Consider the following 24067-nt stretch of genomic DNA (forward strand, 5'->3'; position numbering starts at 1 on the left):
TTCTGGAAAATGATGGGCGACATAATATTTTTTGGTAAAATTTGACGAAAAATGGCACCTTGATTTTACGAAACTGAAATTGACTTTCGGCCAAAATTCAGAGATAATAGGGGCACATTCAGAAATGAGTTCTTCATTTCTAGATAGCAGATGTATGACCGGCAGCTTCGCCGGATGCCCGGATTCAGGGCATGAAATCCGTGTAACGTATTGATTTTTGAATTGCAGTAACTGGGAAAAGGCTCTTTTTTGATCCTTTCGGGAGAATTCTGTTCTCCGGGGGAAGGTGATTGGAAAAGATGGCTGTGCGGGAGGTGATCTTATCGTGGTATTGTTTGCAGTTTTGCTGTCTGCAGCGGTGACAGACTGAAAGAAAGGAAAGATCTTTCACATTCAGATCATAGCAGGGATCGCGGCTGGAATAGTCCTTGCTTTTGTAGAAAGCAACAAGTCGTCGGGGGCGCAGCCTTTGGTGACTCTGGCGTTTATCGAGGTTGGATCATTTATCCTGCGGTTTGTGGGGACATGCGCGGTCTTTTACCCGTTTTTCCTGTGCCGGACCATCGGCGCGGGGGATATCAAGCTTATGGGAGTAGTCACTGGATTTCTGGGAGTCTGGGATGGCATGCTTGTAATTGGTCTTGGAATGGTCTTTGCTGCCGCAGCGGCGTCTTACCGGATGATCAAGCAGGGAACTGTCTGGTTCCGCCTGGAGCGGGCCGCCAGATTTGCGGTGGAGACGGGAATGAAAGGGCGGCTTACGGAATATCCGGGGTATTTTGAAAAAGAAAGTCTTTTACGGCTGGGGCCGTATCTGTTTGCGGGGTACTGTCTGTTTTTACTGATCCAGTAAAGAGACGGGAACGCATATCTTACAGGACTGCTTAGCGGTCTGATTGAACGTATGCCGGAGTCTGATTCCGGCGGGGGAAAGGAAATGAGAAGACATGAAAAAGCTGATAGCGGTTTATGACGCGGATACCAGGTATGCGGAACGGTTGTCTGATTATGTAAACCGAAAGGAAAAGGGAGTTTTTACCGCCCAGGCCTTTACTTCAAAGGAAAAGCTGGCGGAGTACGCGAAAAAGCATGAGATCGACGTTCTGCTCTCGGGGGAACGGACGGATTCCGGGGATATTTCCGGAATCCCGTCGGCCCAGAAGATCTATATGTCTGAGGAGACAGAGAAGCAGATGGATTCTGGAAAGGAGATCTATAAGTTCCAATCCGGGGACGATATTATCCGGGAGGTGATGGCTGCCTACAGTGAGATTCCGGGGATCAGGCCCAATACTGCCGGAGCTATGGGGCAGTCCAGGCGGATCATCGGAGTCTACTCGCCCATCGGAAGATGCGGGAAGACATGCCTGGCGTTAGCAATCGGACAGATCCTTGCTAAGGAGGAGAAGGTCCTGTTTGTGACACTGGATACCTTTACGGGGTTTACAGGACTCTTAAATGAGCGGTGGAAACGTGATCTTTCTGACCTCATCTACTACTATAAACAGGATCGTTTTCATGTGATCCGGCTGAATTCTATCGTCTATTATCTGGGGGACATGGCGTGGATCCCGCCGATCCGCATTCCACAGGACTATACGCAGCTGTCGGTGCAGGAGATGGCGGATCTTTTGGAACGGATCCTGCAGGAAGGAAATTATACGACGCTGGTTCTCGATGTGGGGGATTACGGGCGGGATGCGCTGCCGTTACTGGAAAAATGCCAGGTGATCTACACGCCGATCCGGGAGGACCCGTTTTCTGCAGAGAAAATGCGGGAGTTTGAGGAATACCTGGAGGCAGTGGGAAACGGCGCGGTCATGGAAAAGATCCAGAAGATCCATGTGCCGATGGTGACCGGCGGGAGAAGAATGGAGCATTTTCCCCAGGAACTTCTGTGGGGGGATATGGGTGATTTTGTGAGGAGCCTGCTGAAAGGACAGAGGAACTTATGGGACAGCTGAAACAGATGCTGCGGGAGCAGATCCTGGCAGAGATGACATATGACCGGCAGATGTCGGACGAGGAGATCGCGGAGCTTATCGATCGGAGGATGGATGCCTGTATGGAGGAACAGCCGGAGGAATTCCCGCAGACACTTGGGGAGCGTCTGAAGCTTCACCGGGAACTCTTTGATTCGTTCAGACGTCTGGATATCCTGCAGGAGCTGGTGGACGATCCGAGGGTGACGGAGATCATGGTGAACGGGCCGGACCAGGTATTCGTAGAGACAGGGGGAAAGATCGGGCGGTGGGAAAAGTCTTTCGAATCCAGGGAGCAGTTGGAAGATCTGATCCAGCAGATCGTCAGCAGTGTGAACCGTATCGTCAACACGTCGATGCCGCTGGCGGACGCCAGGCTTTCAGACGGATCCCGAGTTCATGTGGTGTTGGAGCCGATAGCGTTAAACGGTCCGATTTTGACGATCCGGAAATTCCCGGAGCCAATGACGATGGAGCGCCTTTTGGATTATGGAAGTATTTCCCCGGAAGCCGCGGACCTCTTAAAAACACTTGTAGCTGCGCGGTACAACATTTTCGTCAGCGGCGGAACCGGAGCGGGAAAAACGACCTTTTTGAATGCACTCTCAGAGTTTATCCCGCCCGGTGAGCGCGTGATCACGATCGAGGACGCAGCGGAGCTGCAGTTAAACCACATCGAAAACCTGGTGCGGATGGAGACGAGGGAAGCCAATGCGGAAGGTGCCGGGGCTATTGGGATCGGGGAGCTGATCCGGGCGGCCCTTCGTATGCGGCCGGACAGGTTGATTATCGGTGAAGTGCGTGGAAAAGAGGCGCTGGACCTTTTACAGAGCCTCAACACAGGACATGACGGCGGCTTTTCCAGCGGACATGCCAACAGTGTGAAGGATATGCTGTCCAGGCTTGAGACTATGGTGCTGATGGCAGCTGATCTGCCGCTGGCGGCGATCCGGAGCCAGATCGCGTCGGCGGTGGACATTATGGTCCATGTGTCAAGAATGCGGGACAAGACGAGAAAAGTAACGGCGATCGAGGAGGTGGACAGATTTGAAAACGGCGAGATCATCCTCAATCCCCTGTTTACCTTCCGTGAAGCGGAAAAAGCAGGAGACGGTTTCGGAAATACAGGGAAAGTGGAAGGAAGTCTTGAGCAGATCGGAACGCTTAAGCACCGGGAAAAACTCAGACTTGCAGGGTATCGAGTATGAGACGTATACGCTGAGCCGAAGGGAGTGGGTGCTTTACGGGGCCGAAGGAATTCTTTTGGCAGCGGTGCTGGATTATGTGTTTTACCGGAGTTTTCTTTTGATTTTGCTTATTTTTCCGGCGGGGATCCTGTTTCCGCTGGCCTTAAAGAAAAAGCTGAAGCAGAGGCGGATGGAAAAACTGCGGGGAGAGTTTAAGGACGCGATCCTCGCAGTGGCATCAGGGCTGAATGCGGGGTATTCGGTGGAGAATGCGTTTGCGGTGAGCTTAAAGGAGATGGAGGAGATCCACGGGAGCGATTCCATGATCGCGAAGGAGATCCGGCTGATCCTGCGAAAGGTCCGGATGAATCTGACATTTGAGGATGCTTTGGGGGACTTTGCGGCGAGAAGCGGCCTGGACGATGTGAAAAATTTTGCGGACGTGTTTCTTGCGGCGAGAAAAAGCGGCGGAGAACTGATGCGGATCATCACCAGGACCGCAGAGATCATCGGGGAAAAGATCCGGATCCAGGAGGAGATCCTGACGGCAACGGCATCAAAACGCATGGAGCAAAGGATCATGAGTGGGATTCCCGTCTTGATCGTAATCTACATTGAGCTGACGTCACCGGGGTTCTTTGGGATTCTGTATACAACGCTGATCGGACGGATGCTGATGACGGTCTGCCTTGCAGTCTATCTTGCTTCATGCTGGCTGGCTGATTATTTCCTGGAGATCGAAATATGAGAGAAAAAACGCGAAGAGGCAGGTTGAACGAGTACGGAAACGAGTATGGAAAGTATGCGGCATGTGTGCTCTCTGGTTTTGTGCTTTACGGGTTATCGGAGGCGGTAGGAGAAATAGGGGATCCTGTCCGTGACGGGGTTCTCGCCCGAAATGAGTATGGCGGCGGGGACCGGCAGTATGAGCTTCTGGTGGAAGGCCTGGAAAACGGGGAGGAACAGGTGAAAGTCACGGTTCCTGAGAGGAAAATGTCAGACGCGGAGGTTCAGAGAGAACTTCCAGGGATCATGGAGTACCTGAAGGGGGAGATATTAGGGGGAAATTCGTCTCTTTCGAAGGTACAGAGTGACCTGAACCTTACCAGGACCCTCGTAAAGTATGGACTTTCTGTTGAATGGGAGTCCGGGGACCCCGAGACCGTGAGCGATATGGGACTGATCGGATCTGAGATGCCTGAGAGCGGGAAAACGGTGACTCTGCGGGCAGGACTTATGAACGGATCTTCGGTTACCTGGGTGGAGATTCCTGTGACGGTGTTTCCAGAGACCGAGACGTTGGGAGAAACATTTTCCGCGTTTTTGGGGAAGCTTGCGGAGAAAGATCTGGAGACAGGACAGGTGGTGCTTCCAGAAACTTTTGACGGGAGAACTCTCCATTATCGGTCGGCAGATGGATGCGGAAACGGCGGACTGATCTTTCTGGGGATCGCTGCGGCGCTATGTCTGTTCCTGAAGGAAAAGAGTGACGCAAAGGAAGCGAAAAAGCAGTGGGAAGACCGGATGATCCTGGACTATCCGGAGCTGCTGTCGGACTTTGTGGTTCTGACCGGGGCCGGTTATCCGGTCCGCCAGGCATGGAAAAAGCAGGTCGTGGATGCAGAGAGCAAAAATACAGTGCTTCTCCATCCAGTATATCGGGAGATGAGGACTGCCTTGAACCAGATGGAGACAGGGACACCTGAGATCCGGGCATACGGGGAGTTTGGACGGCGGATCGGTCTGGGATGCTATATAAAATTTGCGTCCCTGCTCGGAAACAGTGTGAGTACGGGAGGAAAAGATCTGAGGCGGCTTCTCGAGGAGGAGATGGAGACGGCATTCCGTCAGAGAAAAGAACTTGCGCTCCGAAAAGGCGAGGAGGCGTCCACAAAGCTTCTGATCCCGATGTTTCTCATGCTGGGAGTTGTGATGGTCATGGTGGTGGCACCGGCATTTTTGTCACTGTAGAGACTGAAAAAAGGATCCTTTATGTTTTAGCCGCACGGCGGAAAATGCCTGCGGCAGGAATGAGAAGATCCAGAAGGGATATGGGAGGTGTATGTATGCAGTTGAAGAGATTTCTTATGGAAGAAGATGGCGTTGGAGTTATTGAGGTGGTTCTGATCCTCGTAGTGCTCATTGGACTTGTCATTGTGTTTAAGACCCAGATCAACAAGCTTTTGACGGCAATCTTTACGGAGATCAACAAACAGGCGAAAGAGGTATATTAGATGAGGTACCGGGGAGAGATTACGGTTTTTCTGAGTCTGACGCTGATATGTGTGCTGTCGCTTGTCCTAGGACTTGTGGAATCGGCGAGAACGGCGGGAGCGAGACTGTATCTTCGGATGGCATCGGATTCGGCGGTGTCATCGGTGATGAGTTACTATAACCGAAATTTATGGGATCGCTATCAGCTCCTATTTCTGGAATATGAATCGGAGGCGGCGATCAAGGAGACCTTCGGCCGCTATCTCGATTTCTATCTGGAACAGGCAAATATGTATCCGGCAAGACGGAAAAACGTAACACTCTCCGGAATGTCCCGTATGGTGGATGAGAATGGGAGATGGCTTGAGGAGGAGATCGCTGCCTATATGAAGTACCGTCTCCCGGAGCTTGCAGTGTCCGGAAGCGGGGTTTTGAAGGAAGCGGAGCAGGTAAAGAAAGCGGGAGACTTCCATACTCTGTATGATTCCTGCTGCGGATCCGGGCGTTCGGTGCGCAGGCTGGAAAAGGCGGGGCAGGCGGTTGAAAAGTCACTGAAGACGATAGAAGAAACTCGGGAAAAGCTTTGCGATGCGGCAGATGAAGAGAGAGCGGCTGCATTTAAGAGGCATGCGGCTGTTTTAAAGCGGGAACTAAAAGGATTTCCGGGTCTGGTGAAACAGTTTCAGAAGGAACTGGAGCGCCTGGAAACAGAGAACAAAAAAATGGATTCCGGACAGTTGGAAGACGAGACAGCGTCCGGGACATTGGGACAGGAAATATCAACATGTAATGAGGTGGTCAAAAGCGCAAAGGAGCGGCTTGATGGATATCTGCAGAATGAAACGCAAACCGAGCGGAACCTGGAGCTTCTGGAGGAGGCATGCGGGCTTCTCGATATGGAATCGGATGCGGAGGATGAAGAGGAGGAAGAAACAGAATGGGAGCAGATCAGTCAGTGCGTGGAGGAGATGGAGAACTTGGAGTCAGTGGATTCTGGGCCGAAGGATAAGAAGAAAGCGGCTGCATTGGACCGCCTGGAGGAGCTTTTTGACAAAGAACTGCTGGATATTCTTCTTCCTGCCGGAACGGCGATCTCGCAGAACGCTGTTTCCTTAAAAGGAATTCCGTCCGCGTCGAAATATCAGAATGATACGGAAAGCTCAGATACAGAGGGAACCGGGCTTTTGGAGGCGGCATCGAGACAGATGGCTGTAAATGCATATGTTCCGCTGTATTTCGCTTCATTCTTAAAAGAAAATGAATCAGAACCATCGGCATTGCGATATGAGATGGAATATCTTCTTGCAGGGAAAAAATCGGACCGGGAAAACTTAAAGGATGCTGTGAACCAGGTACTTACACTCAGAGGAGCAATGAACTTACTGTTTTTGCTGAATTCTCCGGATAAAAAGGCGGAGGCGGATGCCCTGGCGGCAGCAGTGTCGGTGGGAATCGTACCAGCGCAGATGGCGTTGTCTTTTTTTATCCTAACGCTGTGGGCGTTCGGGGAGGCAGTGCTGGATGTAAAAATGCTGTTGGCGGGCGGAAAGATACCGTTCTGGAAGACAGAAGGAACCTGGAAGACCTGTCTTTCCGGGCTGTTGGATCAGTCGTTTTTGAAGGAGACAGGGGAATGCTCCGGGGATGGAAGAACATATACGGAGTATTTAAGCTGCTTGATCTTTCTCATGGATCGGAAAACAAGAAATTTCCGGATGATGGATCTGATCCAGTGGAATATCCGGACGGAACAGGCGGATTTCTCAGTGGCGAACTGCGCATACCAGATTGAGATCGAGGCGGAGGTTTTGCAGAAGCATATGTTTTTTCAGAAAGAGGAATATAAGGGAACTGTGTATGTGGCGGGATCGTATTAATGCTGTGGAAACAGCCCCCATCATCTGACTGTAAGAAAACATAATCTGGAAGACAAAAATCCCATCGGCGCAGCCGATCTGGAATAGATTCCTGATTGTAACTATGAAGGTACTGAGTAGTTACATTTAATTTAGATAAAGGAGGTGTATGGCTGTGCTCTTCTTTGCCAGTTTTGATGAAATGAATAAGCAATGCCATTCTTATAGGAAAAATATGTCTCTCCAAGTACATGATCCCCTGCTGGCAAGGAGAGCGCATCCATGCACCTCCTCACTCCCGGCCTCCATGACAGTGGAAGCTGCGCTTGTCCTTCCACTCGCCCTGTTTTTCTTTCTGGCACTTCTCCAACCAGTTATCTGGCTTGACAGGCAGAGAAAGGTTCAGACTGCCATGGAGCGGATTGGCGAGGAGATCAGTCAATATGGGATTTTGGCGGAGTCGGTGGAAACCGGAGACAGTGAGTTGCCGGCATTCTGTACGGACGCTGCGGCAGCTCTTTGGATCCGGGGAAAAGTCGGGCAGTACGCGGATCATGTGACGGTGAAAAAGGCAGATGTATACGGAGAGAACGGTGAGATCGAGTTTGCGGCGGAGTATCAGGAGGAGATTCCATTTTTTGAGACAGTTCTGGGAAAACAGACGGAGACTGTGGCTGTGAAACGGAGGTCCTGGATCGGAATTCCCGGGAAATTAAAGGGAGACGGGACTTCTCAAGATGGTGATGGGGATGAGCAGACGGAGATGGTCTATGTAGGGGCCGGAATAGGGAGATATCACCTGTTCCGGGACTGCCATTATATTTCGAATGAGTACATGACTGTCACAAGATCTGAGGCAGAAAACGGCAAGGTTCCCGGAGAAAAGCGAACGCCCTGTGCCGTCTGCGGGAAAAAGGGAGATGGATCGGAGACCGTCTATATCACGACGGCAGGCGAGCACTATCACTGCAATAAAAATTGCAGGTCTATGATATCCTATGTGCGGGAAGTACCGAAGGATGAGGCGGAACATCTGGGATTGTGCTCATACTGTGTGAGGAAAAAGGGGGAGACAGAATGAATCTGTTTTTTGTTTTTTTAGGAACCGCAGCCTGGCAGGATCTCAGAACGAGAAGCATCAGCCTGGAGGTACTGGCGGGCGGAGCGGCAGTAGGGATCATAACCTGCATATGGAAGGAACGGCTTCCGGGGGAGATCGTTCTGGCGATGATTCCTGGAATTATGCTTTTGCTGATTGGAATGTTGACAAGGGGGCTCCTGGGTGAGGGCGACGGGTGGTTTTTTATTGTATCCGGATTTTTCCTTGGGTGGCAGGAGTGTGTGATGTTATTGATCTCCGGGCAGATTTTCTGCGGAATATTTGGGCTTGCGATAATGGTCGGCGCACAGATCGGAACTGGAAGGGAAAATATCCGAAAACTGCGGCTGCCGTTTTTGCCGTTTCTTTTACCTGCGTCACTGTGGATGGTGCTTATGAGGATGATATGAGAAAGACGACTTGCATAAAGAAATATTACAGCGCCAGCATAACGGTAGAGGCATCCATAATTCTTTCGGTGGTCTTACTATCCCTGGCGGCATTTATCCGATATGCCTATACGGTCCATGATACGGTGACTGGCAGTATGATCCTGGAGGAAACACTGGAGCGGGCCAGAAATAACGTCAATGAGAAAAAAACGATAGATTCTTTTGAGCAGGAGGGAAGCCAGATGGGGAACCCAAGGCTTTATCTGGGAGCATATGAGCTCCATCTGAATCTGGGAGCGCTGACGGCAGAAGGTGACGCGGCGGCGGGGGACTGGAGTCTTCATATAGAGCGGGCGGATATCCACCCGGAGACTTTTCTGCGGCAGCAGGACGCCTTGAAGAAAATAAAAGACAGGATCGATGACTGATGAAAACAGAATTTAAACGAGAAATGAACCGAAATTACATGGTACTGCACCCGGAAAAAGAGATCGGGGGATCCTATGCGCTGCGGATGCTGTCGGAAAACAGGATCAACGGACTTCTGCCGTTTCAGGAAAAAAGGATCGATGGGGAGACATTCCTGTATTTTAATATCACGTCGAGACAGTCGCTAGCCAGAATGATGGAATACCGGTCATTTAAGGCAAAGGAGATCCGGCAGATCACCAGTGATCTGGTCGTCACCATGACGGCATTGGAAAGGTTCCTGATGGACGGAGACCAGCTTTGTCTGGAACCGGATATGATCTATGTGGATCCGGATGACCTGAAAGCGAATTTCTGCCTTCTTCCAGGGAGTGGCAGTCAGTTTGAGGAGAGTTTCCGGAAACTGGCACGGTATATTCTGGACCATGTGGATCACACAGACGGAGACGCGGTAGTTCTGGCATTCGCTCTGTTTCGGGCAGGAGAAAAGGAAAATCTGGGGATCCGGGATCTGGAAAAATGTCTGCGGGCGGGAGAAAGAGACGGGAAAGAAGATATTTTCGGGGAAAACACTGGAAAGGAAAAGTTATATGAAGCAGAGAGAAAAATGGTCAGGGAATATGGGACAGGGGCAGCAGGAGAGCTGCCGCGACATCAGGGAGAAAAGCAAAATGGATCAGAAGGAAAGTACAGATATTCTGAGATCAAGAAAACGGATCTTTCAGGCGAGACAGAAGAACTGGCAGAGGAGAAAGGGCTGAAGCACGGGAAAAACTTGTTTTCAGTGCTGTTTGCGGTTTTGATGGCAGCTGTTCCGGTGGCAGTTTACTTTATCGTCGGAATCGATCGGATTCTGGAATGGAAATGGGGAATCCTTGCGGCGGAAGGTGTGCTGATGGCCGGCGTGATATTCTTTCGTGTGAAAAAAGATGAAGAAGAGACCGGGGAAACAGAAGAGGACTGGGAAGTTGAGTTCCGGGAAGAAGAGGACAGGGAGCGCGGAGGAATGCCGGACAAAATTGAATACCGGAGAGATATGGCGGAAGTGTGGGGAGATGCAGAAAATAATGAGAATGGCATTTATACTGATCCTAATGACTTAAGAACTGATGTAAGACAAAGAGAATCTGATGAAATGCAGACAGTGCTTCTTACGGGAAGACAGATATACCCGGCGACGAGACGTCTCGTCCCGGAAAATGGGGGCGAGGACGTCCTGGTCCGATATTTCCCGTTTATTATTGGAAAGAACCGGGAAATATCGGATTTCTGCCTGAATCTGCCTCAGATCAGCCGGATCCACGCGAAAATTGAAGAAGATAAGGACGGATATATGATCACGGATCTCAATTCAACGAATGGAACCAGTGTAAATGGGCGGTTCCTGGAGACAAATGAGAGTATTCATATAGAACCAGGGGAAATGCTCTCTTTTGCGGATCAGAGATACCGTTTTTTGTAGGATCTCCTGGGTAAAAGTTCCGTTAAAGAGAAAGTAAAAATACAAAACAGGGGTGGTGTTTTTCGGACATTTGGTCTATGATATATCCATCAATGATGAAAGGAGGGGTATTATGGCTTTTCAGATGCCAGAATATCATCAGCCCGATTTTTCAAAGGAACAGTTTATCAAGGCCCCTGACGCGAAATGGGAAATCGTGGAGATCGATGGGGTTGCCCCAGAATACTTTCACAGCACATCTATGTTCCCGGAATATTTTAAGATCCAGGGCAAGTGGGTGTTAGCGGAAGAGGGCCGCATGGATTCCAGCGTTGTGATCTGCCCGGATGGACATTTGGAGGTAGTCGAAAACAGGAATCTCAAAAAAGGTGACAAGGTTATTCTTGGACGGAGCGAAGCCTGCGAGGAGGGAATTTATGTCCACAGTACAGGATTCCAGACAGAAGCGGACGCGCTTGCGGATAAATTTGTGTTCCGCCAGGGACGAAGCAGGGAGACCTCCTATGCGAGAGACTATGACCGCCTGATGGACCTTCTTCGCTATGAAAAAGAACATGGGAAGATCGTCTGGGTCATGGGACCGGCGTTTTCCTTCGACTATGACGCGAGAAACGCAATGCAGTCCCTGATCGATAACGGATATGCCCACGGTCTGATGGCAGGAAACGCGCTCGCGACCCACGACCTGGAGGGCGCGCTGCTGCATACGGCACTAGGACAGGATATCTACACGCAGGTATCCCAGCCGAATGGCCATTACAACCACCTGGATGTACTAAATAAGGTCCGCAGAAGCGGTTCCATTCCGAAATTTATCGAGGATAATCACATTGACAATGGTATTATCTATGGATGCGTGAAGAATCATGTTCCGTTTGTTCTGACCGGTTCGATCCGCGATGACGGTCCAATGCCGGAAGTCATCGGAGATGCGTATAAAGGACAGAGCGCCATGCGCGATATGGTGCGGGATGCCACCTGTGTGATCTGCTTAGCTACAATGCTTCACACGATTGCCACGGGCAATATGACTCCGTCATTCCGCGTTATGAAGGACGGAACGATCCGCCCGGTATATCTCTATACTGTTGATGCGGACGAGTTTGTGGTAAACAAGCTGATGGACCGCGGAAGCCTCTCTGCAACGACTATCGTGACGAATGTCCAGGACTTTATCACGATCATCGCAAAAGGACTTGGGGTCATGAAATAACAGAGTAGAAAGGATGAGACCCATGGGAAGCCGATATGGAAAGAAGGCTTATGTAAATGGACTTCTGATTGCTCTGAATGTGCTGTTTTTCCTGTATCTGGAGATCACCGGTTCCTCGGAGGACGCGTATTTCATGTATACAAAGGGCGCGATGTTTGCACCTGCAGTCCTGGAGGACGGTGAGTATTACCGGCTTTTGACAGCGATGTTTATGCATTTTGGAATCCGGCATATTATGAACAATATGCTGGTCCTGTTTGTGATCGGGGACAACCTGGAACGGGCACTGGGACATGTGAAGTACCTGATATTTTACCTGCTCTGCGGAATTGGCTCGAACTGGGTGTCTATGATGGCGCACACAGCTGATACAATGACAGTATCAGCCGGGGCATCCGGCGCAATTTTTGGAGTGGTCGGCGGCCTGCTTTATGTGGTCACGGCCAACAGAGGGCAGTTGGAAGATCTGAATACAAGACAACTTGTGATCATGATCTTTTTCTCCCTGTATTTAGGATATACAAGCACCGGTGTGGACAATATCGCACACCTGTCTGGCCTTGTAATAGGCTTTGTGCTTGCTATAATTTTATATCATAGGCCTGCCAGAGACTGGTGGGCGGACGGAGGTATCAAAAGATGAAAGACTGTAACTGTATTTTCTGTAAGATCGCGAATGGTGAGATTCCTTCCTCAACTGTATATGAGGATGAAGATTTCCGTGTAATTCTGGACCTTGGTCCGGCTGCGAAAGGTCACGCCCTGATCCTTCCGAAAGAACACTTTAAGGACGTTACCGAGCTGGATCCGAAGATTGCTGCAAAAGTACTTCCGTTAGGAGCAAAACTCGGAACCGCAATGAAGAAATCCCTGGGCTGCGCAGGCTTCAACCTGGTACAGAATAACGGTGAAGCAGCAGGACAGACGGTATTCCATTTCCATGTACATGTGATCCCGCGCTATGAGGGCGGTCCGGTGATCGCTGGATGGGAACCGGGAAAAGAAGATCCGGAGGTTCTTGCTGAGACAGCAGAAAAGATTAAAGATGCACTGTAATCAGAGAGATTTTTAAAGGAGAATTTATGCCGCAGGACAAAGATGAACTGCTGCAAGTACTGATTACGAAATATGCTCAAATGTATATGAAGCTGGCTTATGCGATCGGAGTGCCATATGATGATGTGGAAGACATTGTCATGGAAGCATTCTGGTCGTTCTACCGGGCGGATTATGGCGGGAAGCTAGAGAGTGAAAAAGCTATAAAAGTGATGCTGGCGCGTATTGTCGAGAATAAATGTATCGACTATTTTAGAAAAGAGAAGCGAAGCATCAAGCCGAATGAGGACGAAGATGTGAGTGAACTGGAGTATGTCGCAGATCTTTCCACATACGATCCGCTGCAATCCGTAATTAGCAGAGAAAGCTGCGGTCAGATCTTCGAGGTCCTGGATGGTTTAAGGGAATCGTGGAAGGATGTCACGGTGATGTATTTCATCCAGGGATTTACGACTGAAGAAATTTGTGAGCGTCTTGAAATCACGAACGACATGTGTCGTTCGCGAATTTCAAGAGCAAGAAAATACTTAAGAGAAAACCTGAAAAGTCGTATGAACCGCGGTCATTTGTGATCAGCACAATCGTTGATCAATTTCATGATCGTATCAATTGCATTATTTAAATGGCTCTTTTCCATACTATCAATGAATGTCCGGCGGTTCTCGTAGGTATCGTGAATCGCGTCAAAAAGAGTGGCGTCAGTCACTTTCTCCTCTTCCAGAACCGTGGAATACCCCTGTTTTGCAAAAGAATTGGCATTCAGGATCTGATCTCCACGGCTGGCCGCTGCGGAGAGCGGAATCAGGACATTCGGCTTCCTGAGTGCAAGAATTTCACAGATGGAATTTGCACCTGCCCTGGAGACAATCAGATCAGCTGCCGCAAATAAGTGCTTCAGCGGACTGTCAACATATTCATACTGAACGTAACCGGGAGTTCCAATCAGGGACTCATCCAGGTTCCCTTTTCCACAGATATGGATCACCTGGAATTGTTCTAAGAGCTTTGGAAGAATACTGCGGACCGCGCCGTTTACTTTTACGGAGCCCAGACTTCCACCGATTACAAGAATAATCGGTTTTGCCGCAGAGAGGTTTGTGTACTGCAGACCGGCAAGACGGTCACCTTGAAGGAGTTCTGCACGGATCGGGGATCCTGTGAGGACTGCCTTTCCTTCCGGAAGATACTTTAAGGTCTCCGGGAAGTTGCAGCATACCCATTTTGCAGACGGAATGCAGAGTTTATTTGCCAGACCTGGAGTCATATCGGACTCGTGGATGATCGTCGGAATGTGGTAATGCTTTGCAGCGAGGACAACAGGAACCGCAACAAAGCCGCCCTTAGAGAAGAGAACATCCGGTTTGTATTTTTTCATCAACTTTAAGGCCTCTGCGTAACCTTTTAATACGCGGAACGGGTCGGTAAAGTTCTTTAAATCGAAATATCGGCGCAGTTTTCCGGAAGAGATTCCGTCGTAAGGAATACCTGCGTTTTCAATCAGTTTGCGTTCCATACCATTGTAGGAACCAATGTATCGGATATCATATCCGGCTGCCTTGAGAGACGGAATCAGGGCAAGGTTCGGAGTAACGTGACCGGCTGTACCACCGCCGGTGAGAAGAATGGTTTTCATAAAAATTGCCTCCATGGAGCAAGAATTTCACAGCTGCTGACTATTTAATAGTAACGGCTGAAAGAGAAATGTCAACCCCTAATAGATACAAAGGAAGAAGCGAGGTGCTGAATCATGGCAGACACGGAGAATCGTGAGGATCAGAAAATAAGCGAATGTCTTCGGGAAGCGTTTGGCTATTCGGATGATCAGCTGTTAAAACAGCTGGATCAGGCAAACGAGACTTTCAAAGATGTAAACTTCACTGGTGCCGAAGATCGACTCATGAAACGTTTCCTGGCACGAAAAGCCGAACTTGAAAAGGAAACCGCCTCCCAGACACCGACTCTGGTTCCACAGAACGAATCAGCCAACATTCAAATTGCAGAAGAGCTTCCAAAGAAGACGGTAACAGTAATCTCTGATGCGGAAGAGAAAAAGAAGAATGAGAAGAAAGTGATACGATTCGGAAAGAAGAAGGTCCTTGCTACTGCAGCGTTGGTGGCAGTGATTGCAGGGATGCTTGGGGGGACGGCGATTGGGAAGAAGAGTTATTTCTTTAGACAAACGGGTAAGCCTACAAAAATTTTCTTGGATAATGACAAGAATAATTTCAATGAATCGCAATTAGAAAAAGTATATGATGCGGCAAAAAAACAATTGGATATCCCTTTTTTGAAATTTGGTTATTGTCCAGAGGAAATGATGTATGATTCATTTGAAACATACAAGGATGGAATTGATATTCAGTTTTTATATCGAGATAATGTAATTTACCTTGTTCAACGAAAAAAGGAAACAAATTCATCGACGGGGGCAGGATCTGACAGGCTAGTGTCTCAAGAGGTTACAAATAAATGGATGAATAGGAAAATAGAATATTCGGTAAATAATTTAGAAAATGGGGAACAGGAATGTGAGGCGATGATTACTTTTAATAATAATTACTATTATATTCATGGCTGCATATCTGAAACTGAATTTAAAGAAATTCTAGAATATTTATATTTTTATTAAAAAGTGGTCACATTTCTCTTTAATTTACGTTTATATATATAAAACAAATAAAGGAGAGATGGATTTATGAAAGCTTTAAAAAGAACACTTTGCAGTATTTTAATTTGTATGCTTATGATGACAAATATGGCATACGCAATGCCTGCAATATCAGAAAACAGCGTAGATGATGATTTGAGAGAAAGTGTATTGTTAACGGATAACGAAAAAACGTCGAGTGATAGTACCAATAATAGTATGCGTGGCATTATGTTGTCAGCTGGTTTAATTGAAATAACTAATCAAGAAGACGGAACATTGCATATTTCAGTAGATACATATGCGCATAAAATTGTAGATAGCATATATCAGACTGTTTTTTTAGAAGTTTGGGATGAAAAAAAGGAAAATTGGGTGCAAGTTGACCACTGGGATTTTGAAAAAAGTAAAGCTGAAGATCCTGAGTTAACCTCTTATCATGTGGGATTTACAGTGACAGGGTGTGAACTTAATCGTTATTATCGTGCTCGTGCAATGCATCTTGTTGAGTGGGGAGACGAGGCGGAAGCTAAAGTTACCCAGACAAACGGTGTCCTTCTCACCGACCATGAAGTTTAACCTTTAATACTTTAGTATATTATTCCGGCCGGATAATATAGACACAAACTGATAAAGGGAGATGGTTGATGGGAAGACACCGTAGATAAAACCGGTCGAGGCCGGTGAAAATAATGATTCGACAATTTATGAACTGAATAAAAGAAATAGCCCCGCGCACAACAAACCTCTTGCGGGGCTATTTTTACGTCTGGAAATGACTCACTTTTGATGTTTAAGCCTGCTGCTCCTTATACTGCTTTAAAGCTCTTGCAAGCTGGTCTGGACATGAAGTTGGGCGGCCGTTGCAGCTTACGCCTTCGACTCTCTTGATGACATCGTCGATATCCATGCCTTCAACGAGAAGGCCGATACCTTTTAAGTTTCCATTGCAGCCGCCAACGAAGCTTACATTTTTGAGTTTGTTGTTCTCTACATCAAAATGGATTTCTCTGGAGCAGGTGCCCTGTGTCTTGTATACCATATAAAAACCTCCGTTTGTAAAAAATATGACCTTGCGGCCAGTTTGAAAGTATCCTTATTATACTCACAGCAGAGAATCATTGTCAAGAGAAGCGCGGAAAGAGCTGAGGATAGGCGATAAAGCAAGATTTCCAGACGGAAAAAATAAGTTTACAGGTTACAGACGAAGCAAATATCGGAATTATAAAAAACGGGTCAGCTTAGTTCGAGGTGAGTAGAAGAGCGAGCGAACTTAGTGACTTGGTCATTCTGGAGATCGACGGATGAGTTGAGGATTTTATCGGCGGATGAGCTAAGGATTTTATTTGACCTTCCGCTCTGTATCCCGTATAATGAGAACGATAAAGACTGTAAGAACGCGTCTAAAACTCAGACAGAATCTATGTTTAAGAGCAGCAGATGAACTGCTGCTTTCGAGATCAGACTAAAATCATATGATACAACACGGAGGAATTCAAATGCTTGGTATTATCGGAGCAATGGAAGTGGAAGTCGAGAAGCTTCGCGCGAAAATGACAGAAACAGAGATGAAGACAGTGGCAGGAATGAATTTCTGCAAGGGAAAACTGGAGGGAAAGGACGTTGTCATCGTTCGTTCCGGTATCGGTAAGGTAAACGCCGGTATCTGCAGCCAGATCCTTGTGGATCTTTATCAGGTGGATGGAATCGTAAATACAGGAATCGCAGGTTCCTTAAGAAATGAGATCAATATCGGTGACCTCGTTCTCTCTACTGTTGCAGTACAGCACGATGTGGACGCAGGCGGATTCGGATATCCGGCAGGTGAGATTCCCCAGCTTGGCGTGAAGGAATTCCCGGCGGATGAGCGACTTTTAGCTCTCGCGGAAGAGGCATGCAGAGAGGCAAACCCGGATATCAGCACTTTCAAGGGACGCGTTGCCAGCGGTGACCAGTTTATCGACAGCAAGGAGAAAAAGAACTGGATCCATGACACCTTCGACGCGTACTGCACAGAGATGGAAGGCGCAGCAGTCGCTCAGGCCGCATACTTAAACAAGGTTCCATACCTGATCGTCCGTGCAATCTCCGACAAGGCAGATGACAGCGCCCATATGGATTACGGCGAGTTTGAGGAAAAGGCTGTTGAGCATTCCGTGAACCTGATGCTTGCACTTGTAAAGAGAATCTAAAAAGAGAAGACTCAAAAAGTTTTCTGGAGCAAGAAAGCTGCGAGAACTACTTTCTACGAGAATATTTTACCTCCACTATCACCTTAAAACGCGATTCCTGTCCCCATTTGACGAACGATTCTTCCGTTCTCAACCTTCTCAAAAACATTCTAGCCCGGTATAATTAGTGGCATCATCTGGAATTGATCTGGACGAAGAAAGGGGAACTGATTATGCTGGAATTTTTACAGACAGGGAGAATGCTCTATGTCCTGGCAGCGATCTGTGCGCTCGGGACATTCAGCACACTCGTAACAGGCAGCCTCTACAAAAGATTGATCAAAGAAACCGGAAACATGGCTCTCACGAAGGATAAAAATTTAAAGGCGCTGAAACAGCGCATGGAAAATGTGTTCCTTATTAACCACGGGATCCGAAATGTGAACGCGTACATAGAAAAACAGCTCTACGGATTCCGTTTCATGCACATGAGCCTTGACGGGTGGGACAATTTGTCGGTGCAGGCGATGATCCTCTGCTTTATGGCAGGCGGAGCGGCGGCGTTCGGTGCTTACTGGTATCGGTGTGACAACTATTATATTGTGCTCTACGGGGCAGCGGGCGTTTTTGGCGGATTGTTCCTCGCATTTGTGGACAACGGGATCGGTGCCGGGACAAAACGGAAACAGCTTGCGGATCATTTAGTTGATTATGTGGAAAACTCTCCGCATTTTTATAAAAGTGTGGATAACAGCGCCTACGCCGGGCAGGAGCGGAAAAAGGCGGTGGGCTCTTCCGATATCGTAGATTTTTCAGGCACCAGCGGCATTGGATATGGAAGAAACCAGGAGAATGCGAGAAAAGAAAAGCTCAACAGCCGCTTTTCTGTCCTTGGAAAAAAGAAGGACGCACAGGCTGCTAACGGGAACGGGGAAACGGACCAGGTGGAAAAAGGGAGTCTCGCCAGGACCAGGGACACCGGGAGAACGTCACGTCTGGACGGAAAAGGACCCGCGTTCCAGGAAAATGAGGACGACCAGGCCGTAAATGGGAACAGCGCAGGCAGTTCATCAAAAAAAACGGCGGGAAAGGCCGATTATAATAGAGGCACAGTTCAAAATGTCCGGGATATTGGACAGGAAAATTCAGGAACAGGCGGAAAAGTACCGACAAGTGAGACGGAGCTTGCCCAGAGTATCAATCATCTGAGCGAGAGCCTGAAGCAGATCGCCGCGAGCAGGGAGCAACCGGAGGAGATGCTGAAAGATTCGGACAGGCTGGATCTGATACGGAATTCAATCCCGCCGGCGGAGCTGGACATGCTGAAGACGCTGTTTAATACATTGCAGAGTGGCGGGGTATAAAATCAGCAAGGTAGTCCATATTTTAACAATACAAGGCAGACGGTGAAACAGAACGGCAAACAAATCGAAAAATCAGGAGCACGGCGCAGTGCTTAAAACCTGGGGGAGGAAAGCGGATGATGAGTGAAGATGTAGTGCCGATAAAATTGCTTCCGTCCATTGTCAAGGGTTTCACGAAGTGGTATAATAACGAACGGAGATTGTGAATCTCACACAAGAAAAGGAGACAGGGTTATGGGTAAAGAAATCGTATTTGATTATTCCAAGACAGCCGGATTTATCAGCGAAGAGGAAATGAAAAACATGAAGAGCACCGTTATGGGCGCGAAAGATGTCCTGACAGCAAAATCCGGTGCAGGCAATGACTATCTTGGATGGATCGACCTCCCGGTTGATTATGATAAAGAAGAGTTTGCAAGGATCAAGAAAGCGGCAGAAAAGATTCAGGGAGATTCCGATGTGCTTCTCGTGATCGGTATCGGCGGATCTTACCTCGGAGCCCGCGCTGCGATCGAGTTTTTATCCCACAGCTTCTACAATGTGCTGCCGAAGGGAAAGAGAAAAACTCCTGAGATCTATTTCGTAGGAAACAGCATCAGCAGCAAATATATCCATGATCTTCAGGATGTACTGGAAGGAAAAGATTTCTCCATTAATATTATATCTAAGTCCGGCACAACCACAGAGCCGGCGATCGCTTTCCGCGTATTCAAGGAAATGCTGATCGGCAAGTATGGCAAGGAAGAGGCCAACAAGAGAATTTATGCGACCACAGACAAGGCAAAGGGAGCTTTAAAGAATCTGGCAAACGAAGAGGGATACGAGAGCTTCGTTGTTCCGGATGACGTTGGAGGACGTTTTTCCGTGCTCACAGCCGTAGGTCTTTTACCGATCGCAGTCAGCGGAGCAGATATCGACGCCCTGATGACAGGTGCAGCGGACGCAAGAAAGGTCGCTCTTGAGACAGAGTATGAGAAGAACCCGGCACTTTTATATGCCGCGGTCCGCAACATCCTGTTAAGAAAAGGAAAACAGGTGGAGATCGTAGCAAACTACGAGCCGAGCCTTCATTATGTATCTGAGTGGTGGAAACAGCTCTTCGGTGAGAGCGAAGGAAAAGACCAGAGAGGTATTTTCCCGGCAGCCGTTGATCTCACAACAGACCTTCACTCCATGGGGCAGTTTATCCAGGACGGCGCACGTATCATGTTCGAGACCGTTCTGAACGTGGAAGAATCTCCGGCGGAGATCGTCCTTCAGAAAGAGGATGTCGACACAGATGGTATGAACTATCTGGCAGGAAAGACGGTTGATTTTGTAAACAAGAGCGCCATGAACGGAACGATCCTCGCGCACACAGACGGCAGCGTGCCGAATCTTATGGTGAAGATCCCGGCGCAGGATGCTTACAGCCTTGGCCAGCTGTTCTACTTCTTCGAGTTTGCCTGCGGTGTCAGCGGCTACATCCTTGGTGTCAACCCGTTTAACCAGCCGGGTGTTGAGAGCTACAAGAAGAACATGTTCGCCCTGCTTGGAAAACCGGGCTATGAGGAGGCAAGAGAGGCGCTTCTCAAGAGATTATAAGTTATAAGGACGAATATTTTATGCGGCTTGTGAGGCGAAGTATGCAGATGGCAGAAAGAGAAAAAACATTCGCAAAAAGTCAGCCGTAGATAGAGATGAAAATAAAAATCAGCCCGATATCCAGGTGTTCTCCAGACAGGAAATACACGATAGGATGTTGGGCTGATTTTTATCTCAGTCGAGAAGACTCCCACCATTTCAGGTGGTGAGTCATAACAAATTAGTCTCAGTGGGAGTCCAATCTCCAACTGAGATAAACGCTCCGCGAGGATGCGCAGTGATTCTGTAAAGAATATGTCAGCTTGCGCTGACCAGAATCACGCGCCAAGTCTCACGGACGTTCGACTTGAATTTGATTGTTCTCCGTCGGCAAGACACTGCCTGCGGAGATCCATCAGGTGATTACCATATTTCCCGGAAGGTTATCCTGCTTCCGTTCCGGTTCCTGCCTGCACGGTGCATGAACCGGAGCTTACTCCTCGATCACCTGAAATTCCAGATAATCAAAATCGATCGATTCAATAAAACTGTCCTTCGTAAACCGCGTCTTATCATGCAGCTGAAAGTCGCGGATATTCGAGTCGAGCCAGATTGGCTGGCTTAAGTCAAATTCATGGCAGATCTCATCCAGTGCCTGAAATACCATGGCAGTTCTTGACATGGAATAGTCGTTATTGCAGGAAACCATATCTCGCACAAGATGGTTATCTTTCCATATTTTTCCCCAGATCCGGAACATAAAAACGTCCTCCATTCGATTGCTTTCACGATCATGATTTGAAAAACAGTATAACGGATTTTTTCCAGAAAGTAAAGGCACAACATTTTGCCCAAAATGCCTTGTATCGTCAGAAAAATTGTAGTAATCTATATCTATATGGACATTTTGATGACATACTTGAACCAGAGCCAGGAGGACAAAAGATGGGACAGCCAATTACAGATTATGCTGCTTTTTTTGCCAGCGCAGGACAGGCAGTACAGGAACTGGAAGCTCTGAATACAGAAGTAGAGCAGCTCGAAGCGGATGAGAAAAAATTAGAGAGTTCCCTTAAGGGAAAACAGCGTTCTGTTACAGAAACCATCAGTCAGACGGTGAAGCAGCGGAAAGAAGAGATCACAAAAAGCTATGACGCGGAACTCGGAAAGGCCCAGGAGCGGCTTAAAAAAGTAAAAGCGAAGCGTGAAAAAGCAAAAAACCAGGGCGTCAAGGAACGGATCGAGGAGGACACCTGGGGACTTGTGCGGGAAAATAAAGAACTGGCGGATCAGATTAAGACCTTATTTAAGGCAAACCATGTTCCGGGTTTCTGCCGGGGAAATTATTACTACGCACTCTACTTTACGAGGACATTTAAGGATTTCCTGACGCTTCTTGTGACGATCCTGATCTGTTTTCTCGCGATTCCCTGCGGCGTGTATTTTCTGATCCCGGAGAGACGGACCATGTATCTCGTTGGAATTTATGTGGCAGCGATCCTCATTTTCGGCGGAATCTATGTGACGGTGGGAAATATGACCAAGGTGCGCTACATGGACGTGTTGAAAGAGGGACTTGGCATCCGTGCGAAGATCCGTGCAAATAAAAAAGAGATGAAAGTGATCGCGAAGACGATCCGCCGGGACAAGAACGAGACGATCTACAATCTCCAGAAATTCGATGACGAGATTGCCCAGCTCGATCAGGATGTGGCTGAGATCAACCGGAAAAAGAAAGAAGCGCTGACGACCTTCGATACCGTGACGCGGACGATCATCTCCGACGAGATCACGGCAAACAATAAAGAAGAGATCGGCCGGATGGAGGATGATCTTGCTTCTTTGTCGGAAAAACTCCGCAGTACGCGTACAGCGGCGAAGGAGAAATCGCTGTTTATTACGGATAACTACGAGGTATATATAGGAAAAGGCTATATGACTTCTGAGAAGCTGCAGGCGCTGGCGGATATCGTGAGAAGCGGAGCAGCGTCCAATATAAGTGACGCGATTGCTGTTTATAAGAGCCAGGAAGAGACGGCAAAGTAAAAAACGCTCAGCAAGTCCGACGAAAATACCGATTCGTATAAAAAACGAATGGAAAAGAAAAAGATAACTGTTCAGTAGGTCTGCGCACTTGCTGTGCTGACCGCAAGAGAACATAAGCTGGAAGGCAAAAATCCCATCGGCGCAGCTGATCCGGAATGGATTTTTGCTTGTAACTATAAAGGTACTGGATAGTTGGAGAAAAAGTATATTTTAAAGTGGTGCGAAAAAGACAGGAAGAACGGCATCACAGGGGAGGAAAACAAAAGATGAGAAAGCTTGGAATGAAGATTGCGGTTGCTGCCGCGGTATTCTGCATGGCAATGCCATTTGCCTCATTTGCGGGAACATGGAAATCCGACGCGAACGGAATGTGGTACCAGTTTGATGACGGTTCCTATCCGAAGGGAAGATGGGCATGGATCGATACGGACAATGATGGAATGGCAGAGAGCTTCTATTTTGATGAAAACGGCTATGTCCTGAGAAATACGACAACACCGGACGGCTATCAGGTAAACAGGATCGGTGCCTGGGTCGTTGGCGGCGAGGTAAAGCAGAAAGCCGGTGGGGAGACGAAGAACAGCAGCTCTGGAACTTCCGGAAACAGTAGCGGTGGTTCCAACAGTAACAGCAATTCGAATAATTCCGGTTATTGGAATTATGGCTATAATTATGATCCGGACTGGTATCTGAAAGCTGATTACTTGAGCGAAATAGATAAGGCAGCTTATCACTATTCTTCAAAATATTATAATTGGGATGCTTACAATCCGGATGAAATAGCAAAAGTGAGAGAACAGGTTGACCGAATCGCGGCCAATCCGTGTGATGCGACCGCATCCGCTGAGATGGTCAGTGTGGAGATTCCGGTATGGAGACTGAGAAATGGCCAGAAGGTTGCCGGAACAGCGCATGTGCAGGTGTTAAGTTCCATCGCGAATGATGTAAAGGAGATCTTTACAGAGATCTATAATGGACCGGAGCAGTTCCCGATCGAGAGTGTCGGCGGATACAACTGGAGAAGCAACGGACTTGGAAGCAACCATAGTTCTGGAACTGCCATTGATATCAATCCTGACGCAAACCCGCAGATCGATGTAGACGGTACAACAGTTCTCGTCGGAAATAAATGGGAGCCGGGCGTGAATCCGTATTCCATTGGACGCGACAGTGATGTTGTGAAGGCATTTGGAAAACATGGATGGAACTGGGGAGCCGGATTCAGCAGAGCGGATATGATGCACTTTGATTACTAAGCAAAATAGAGATTTGATGAGAGACTGGGTATTTGAGGGTACCTGGTCTCTTTTTTATGTAACAGGAAATTCCGAGGAATTCCCTGTTACATAAAAAGGCACTAACGTGCCAAAGATGCGCACTCGCGCG

The 24067-nt window shown here is 48.2% G+C and carries 25 protein-coding genes; 22 read left to right on the plus strand and 3 right to left on the minus strand.

Annotated elements, in window-relative coordinates:
- The first annotated feature begins 469 nt into the window (after nucleotides 1-469).
- The 15 genes from GPK83_RS07810 to GPK83_RS07880 all read left to right on the plus strand — a co-directional run bounded on the left by GPK83_RS07810 (nucleotide 470) and on the right by GPK83_RS07880 (nucleotide 13462).
- Nucleotides 470-853 carry a hypothetical protein gene (locus GPK83_RS07810; protein ID WP_117513450.1) on the plus strand — a complete coding sequence of 128 codons (384 nt, stop codon included), beginning with the start codon at nucleotides 470-472 and terminating at the stop codon, nucleotides 851-853.
- Between the two features lie 94 nt (nucleotides 854-947).
- The gene (locus tag GPK83_RS07815; protein ID WP_015552884.1) at nucleotides 948-1964 is read left to right on the plus strand and encodes a ParA family protein; all 1017 of its coding nucleotides are present in this window, start codon (nucleotides 948-950) and stop codon (nucleotides 1962-1964) included.
- A complete protein-coding gene (locus GPK83_RS07820) occupies nucleotides 1952-3190 on the plus strand; it encodes a CpaF family protein (RefSeq protein WP_117513448.1) in 1239 nt (412 codons plus the stop codon). The genes GPK83_RS07815 and GPK83_RS07820 overlap by 13 nt, the downstream gene beginning before the upstream one ends.
- Nucleotides 3171-3917 carry a type II secretion system F family protein gene (locus GPK83_RS07825; RefSeq protein WP_252196273.1) on the plus strand — a complete coding sequence of 249 codons (747 nt, stop codon included), beginning with the start codon at nucleotides 3171-3173 and terminating at the stop codon, nucleotides 3915-3917. Before GPK83_RS07820 ends, GPK83_RS07825 begins: the two co-directional genes overlap by 20 nt.
- Complete coding sequence (locus GPK83_RS07830; protein WP_215704469.1) at nucleotides 3914-5140, plus strand: immunoglobulin-like domain-containing protein; 1227 nt, start codon at nucleotides 3914-3916, stop codon at nucleotides 5138-5140. Before GPK83_RS07825 ends, GPK83_RS07830 begins: the two co-directional genes overlap by 4 nt.
- A gap of 95 nt (nucleotides 5141-5235) precedes the next feature.
- Entirely contained in the window at nucleotides 5236-5403 is a 168-nt protein-coding gene (locus GPK83_RS07835) for a Flp1 family type IVb pilin (RefSeq protein ID WP_015552887.1), read from the plus strand.
- Nucleotides 5404-7260 carry a DUF5702 domain-containing protein gene (locus tag GPK83_RS07840; protein WP_215704470.1) on the plus strand — a complete coding sequence of 619 codons (1857 nt, stop codon included), beginning with the start codon at nucleotides 5404-5406 and terminating at the stop codon, nucleotides 7258-7260.
- Nucleotides 7261-7546: 286 nt separating this feature from the next.
- A complete protein-coding gene (locus GPK83_RS07845; protein WP_215704471.1) occupies nucleotides 7547-8320 on the plus strand; it encodes a pilus assembly protein in 774 nt (257 codons plus the stop codon).
- On the plus strand, nucleotides 8317-8748 hold the full coding sequence (locus tag GPK83_RS07850; RefSeq protein ID WP_117471047.1) for an A24 family peptidase: 432 nt from the start codon (nucleotides 8317-8319) through the stop codon (nucleotides 8746-8748). Before GPK83_RS07845 ends, GPK83_RS07850 begins: the two co-directional genes overlap by 4 nt.
- Nucleotides 8745-9158, plus strand: a complete 414-nt coding sequence (locus tag GPK83_RS07855) for a hypothetical protein (RefSeq protein ID WP_178276498.1) — start codon at nucleotides 8745-8747, stop codon at nucleotides 9156-9158. Before GPK83_RS07850 ends, GPK83_RS07855 begins: the two co-directional genes overlap by 4 nt.
- A gap of 23 nt (nucleotides 9159-9181) precedes the next feature.
- The gene (locus GPK83_RS07860; protein ID WP_215704472.1) at nucleotides 9182-10621 is read left to right on the plus strand and encodes a DUF6382 domain-containing protein; all 1440 of its coding nucleotides are present in this window, start codon (nucleotides 9182-9184) and stop codon (nucleotides 10619-10621) included.
- Nucleotides 10622-10733: 112 nt separating this feature from the next.
- Nucleotides 10734-11834, plus strand: a complete 1101-nt coding sequence (locus GPK83_RS07865; RefSeq protein WP_215704473.1) for a hypothetical protein — start codon at nucleotides 10734-10736, stop codon at nucleotides 11832-11834.
- Between the two features lie 22 nt (nucleotides 11835-11856).
- On the plus strand, nucleotides 11857-12477 hold the full coding sequence (locus GPK83_RS07870) for a rhomboid family intramembrane serine protease (protein WP_117503589.1): 621 nt from the start codon (nucleotides 11857-11859) through the stop codon (nucleotides 12475-12477).
- On the plus strand, nucleotides 12474-12890 hold the full coding sequence (locus tag GPK83_RS07875; protein ID WP_015552896.1) for an HIT family protein: 417 nt from the start codon (nucleotides 12474-12476) through the stop codon (nucleotides 12888-12890). The genes GPK83_RS07870 and GPK83_RS07875 overlap by 4 nt, the downstream gene beginning before the upstream one ends.
- A 26-nt stretch (nucleotides 12891-12916) precedes the next feature.
- Nucleotides 12917-13462 carry an RNA polymerase sigma factor gene (locus GPK83_RS07880; protein WP_215704474.1) on the plus strand — a complete coding sequence of 182 codons (546 nt, stop codon included), beginning with the start codon at nucleotides 12917-12919 and terminating at the stop codon, nucleotides 13460-13462.
- Here the strand turns inward: GPK83_RS07880 and GPK83_RS07885 are convergent.
- Nucleotides 13453-14523 (minus strand): undecaprenyldiphospho-muramoylpentapeptide beta-N-acetylglucosaminyltransferase, encoded by a 1071-nt coding sequence (locus GPK83_RS07885; RefSeq protein WP_021904060.1) that lies wholly within the window; start codon nucleotides 14521-14523, stop codon nucleotides 13453-13455. The genes GPK83_RS07880 and GPK83_RS07885 overlap by 10 nt on opposite strands.
- A 114-nt stretch (nucleotides 14524-14637) precedes the next feature.
- On the opposite strand from GPK83_RS07885, the gene GPK83_RS07890 reads away from it, so the two are divergent.
- Both GPK83_RS07890 and GPK83_RS07895 read left to right on the plus strand, forming a co-directional pair.
- Nucleotides 14638-15519 (plus strand): hypothetical protein, encoded by an 882-nt coding sequence (locus tag GPK83_RS07890; RefSeq protein WP_215704475.1) that lies wholly within the window; start codon nucleotides 14638-14640, stop codon nucleotides 15517-15519.
- 66 nt (nucleotides 15520-15585) lie between these two features.
- Nucleotides 15586-16116 carry a DUF6147 family protein gene (locus tag GPK83_RS07895; protein ID WP_215704476.1) on the plus strand — a complete coding sequence of 177 codons (531 nt, stop codon included), beginning with the start codon at nucleotides 15586-15588 and terminating at the stop codon, nucleotides 16114-16116.
- A gap of 214 nt (nucleotides 16117-16330) precedes the next feature.
- On the opposite strand, the gene GPK83_RS07900 is transcribed toward GPK83_RS07895, so the two are convergent.
- Nucleotides 16331-16579, minus strand: coding sequence for a TIGR03905 family TSCPD domain-containing protein (locus GPK83_RS07900; protein ID WP_015552901.1), 249 nt, complete (start codon nucleotides 16577-16579; stop codon nucleotides 16331-16333).
- Between the two features lie 457 nt (nucleotides 16580-17036).
- Between GPK83_RS07900 and GPK83_RS07905 the strand changes: the two genes are divergently transcribed.
- From GPK83_RS07905 to GPK83_RS07915, 3 genes are all read left to right on the plus strand, one after another.
- Nucleotides 17037-17729 (plus strand): 5'-methylthioadenosine/adenosylhomocysteine nucleosidase, encoded by a 693-nt coding sequence (locus tag GPK83_RS07905; RefSeq protein WP_215704477.1) that lies wholly within the window; start codon nucleotides 17037-17039, stop codon nucleotides 17727-17729.
- A gap of 212 nt (nucleotides 17730-17941) precedes the next feature.
- Nucleotides 17942-19072 (plus strand): hypothetical protein, encoded by a 1131-nt coding sequence (locus tag GPK83_RS07910; RefSeq protein WP_215704478.1) that lies wholly within the window; start codon nucleotides 17942-17944, stop codon nucleotides 19070-19072.
- Between the two features lie 234 nt (nucleotides 19073-19306).
- Nucleotides 19307-20656 carry a glucose-6-phosphate isomerase gene (locus GPK83_RS07915; protein ID WP_117503583.1) on the plus strand — a complete coding sequence of 450 codons (1350 nt, stop codon included), beginning with the start codon at nucleotides 19307-19309 and terminating at the stop codon, nucleotides 20654-20656.
- A 472-nt stretch (nucleotides 20657-21128) separates the two neighbouring features.
- Here GPK83_RS07915 and GPK83_RS07920 read toward each other — a convergent pair whose 3' ends face one another.
- Nucleotides 21129-21395 carry a hypothetical protein gene (locus GPK83_RS07920; protein ID WP_015552905.1) on the minus strand — a complete coding sequence of 89 codons (267 nt, stop codon included), beginning with the start codon at nucleotides 21393-21395 and terminating at the stop codon, nucleotides 21129-21131.
- A gap of 185 nt (nucleotides 21396-21580) precedes the next feature.
- Between GPK83_RS07920 and GPK83_RS07925 the strand changes: the two genes are divergently transcribed.
- Nucleotides 21581-22681, plus strand: a complete 1101-nt coding sequence (locus GPK83_RS07925; RefSeq protein WP_215704479.1) for a hypothetical protein — start codon at nucleotides 21581-21583, stop codon at nucleotides 22679-22681.
- Nucleotides 22682-22947: 266 nt separating this feature from the next.
- Nucleotides 22948-23937, plus strand: a complete 990-nt coding sequence (locus GPK83_RS07930) for a M15 family metallopeptidase (protein ID WP_207659883.1) — start codon at nucleotides 22948-22950, stop codon at nucleotides 23935-23937.
- Nucleotides 23938-24067 lie beyond the last annotated feature (130 nt).

Origin of the sequence: Clostridium sp. MCC328 (genome assembly GCF_018785465.1) — a bacterium.
GTDB lineage: Bacteria > Bacillota > Clostridia > Lachnospirales > Lachnospiraceae > Pilosibacter > Pilosibacter fragilis.

What these genes read in the sequence shown, in the direction of transcription:
- GPK83_RS07910 (WP_215704478.1), top strand. Translation starts at nt 17,942, where the DNA reads ATGCTGGAATTTTTACAGACAGGGAGAATGCTCTATGTCCTGGCAGCG.
- GPK83_RS07900 (WP_015552901.1), bottom strand. Translation starts at nt 16,579, where the DNA reads ATGGTATACAAGACACAGGGCACCTGCTCCAGAGAAATCCATTTTGAT.
- GPK83_RS07895 (WP_215704476.1), top strand. Translation starts at nt 15,586, where the DNA reads ATGAAAGCTTTAAAAAGAACACTTTGCAGTATTTTAATTTGTATGCTT.
- GPK83_RS07840 (WP_215704470.1), top strand. Translation starts at nt 5,404, where the DNA reads ATGAGGTACCGGGGAGAGATTACGGTTTTTCTGAGTCTGACGCTGATA.
- GPK83_RS07855 (WP_178276498.1), top strand. Translation starts at nt 8,745, where the DNA reads ATGAGAAAGACGACTTGCATAAAGAAATATTACAGCGCCAGCATAACG.
- GPK83_RS07885 (WP_021904060.1), bottom strand. Translation starts at nt 14,523, where the DNA reads ATGAAAACCATTCTTCTCACCGGCGGTGGTACAGCCGGTCACGTTACT.
- GPK83_RS07860 (WP_215704472.1), top strand. Translation starts at nt 9,182, where the DNA reads ATGAACCGAAATTACATGGTACTGCACCCGGAAAAAGAGATCGGGGGA.
- GPK83_RS07815 (WP_015552884.1), top strand. Translation starts at nt 948, where the DNA reads ATGAAAAAGCTGATAGCGGTTTATGACGCGGATACCAGGTATGCGGAA.
- GPK83_RS07925 (WP_215704479.1), top strand. Translation starts at nt 21,581, where the DNA reads ATGGGACAGCCAATTACAGATTATGCTGCTTTTTTTGCCAGCGCAGGA.
- GPK83_RS07915 (WP_117503583.1), top strand. Translation starts at nt 19,307, where the DNA reads ATGGGTAAAGAAATCGTATTTGATTATTCCAAGACAGCCGGATTTATC.
- GPK83_RS07845 (WP_215704471.1), top strand. Translation starts at nt 7,547, where the DNA reads ATGACAGTGGAAGCTGCGCTTGTCCTTCCACTCGCCCTGTTTTTCTTT.
- GPK83_RS07820 (WP_117513448.1), top strand. Translation starts at nt 1,952, where the DNA reads ATGGGACAGCTGAAACAGATGCTGCGGGAGCAGATCCTGGCAGAGATG.
- GPK83_RS07865 (WP_215704473.1), top strand. Translation starts at nt 10,734, where the DNA reads ATGGCTTTTCAGATGCCAGAATATCATCAGCCCGATTTTTCAAAGGAA.
- GPK83_RS07880 (WP_215704474.1), top strand. Translation starts at nt 12,917, where the DNA reads ATGCCGCAGGACAAAGATGAACTGCTGCAAGTACTGATTACGAAATAT.
- GPK83_RS07835 (WP_015552887.1), top strand. Translation starts at nt 5,236, where the DNA reads ATGCAGTTGAAGAGATTTCTTATGGAAGAAGATGGCGTTGGAGTTATT.
- GPK83_RS07920 (WP_015552905.1), bottom strand. Translation starts at nt 21,395, where the DNA reads ATGTTCCGGATCTGGGGAAAAATATGGAAAGATAACCATCTTGTGCGA.
- GPK83_RS07930 (WP_207659883.1), top strand. Translation starts at nt 22,948, where the DNA reads ATGAGAAAGCTTGGAATGAAGATTGCGGTTGCTGCCGCGGTATTCTGC.
- GPK83_RS07890 (WP_215704475.1), top strand. Translation starts at nt 14,638, where the DNA reads ATGGCAGACACGGAGAATCGTGAGGATCAGAAAATAAGCGAATGTCTT.
- GPK83_RS07830 (WP_215704469.1), top strand. Translation starts at nt 3,914, where the DNA reads ATGAGAGAAAAAACGCGAAGAGGCAGGTTGAACGAGTACGGAAACGAG.
- GPK83_RS07870 (WP_117503589.1), top strand. Translation starts at nt 11,857, where the DNA reads ATGGGAAGCCGATATGGAAAGAAGGCTTATGTAAATGGACTTCTGATT.
- GPK83_RS07905 (WP_215704477.1), top strand. Translation starts at nt 17,037, where the DNA reads ATGCTTGGTATTATCGGAGCAATGGAAGTGGAAGTCGAGAAGCTTCGC.
- GPK83_RS07875 (WP_015552896.1), top strand. Translation starts at nt 12,474, where the DNA reads ATGAAAGACTGTAACTGTATTTTCTGTAAGATCGCGAATGGTGAGATT.
- GPK83_RS07850 (WP_117471047.1), top strand. Translation starts at nt 8,317, where the DNA reads ATGAATCTGTTTTTTGTTTTTTTAGGAACCGCAGCCTGGCAGGATCTC.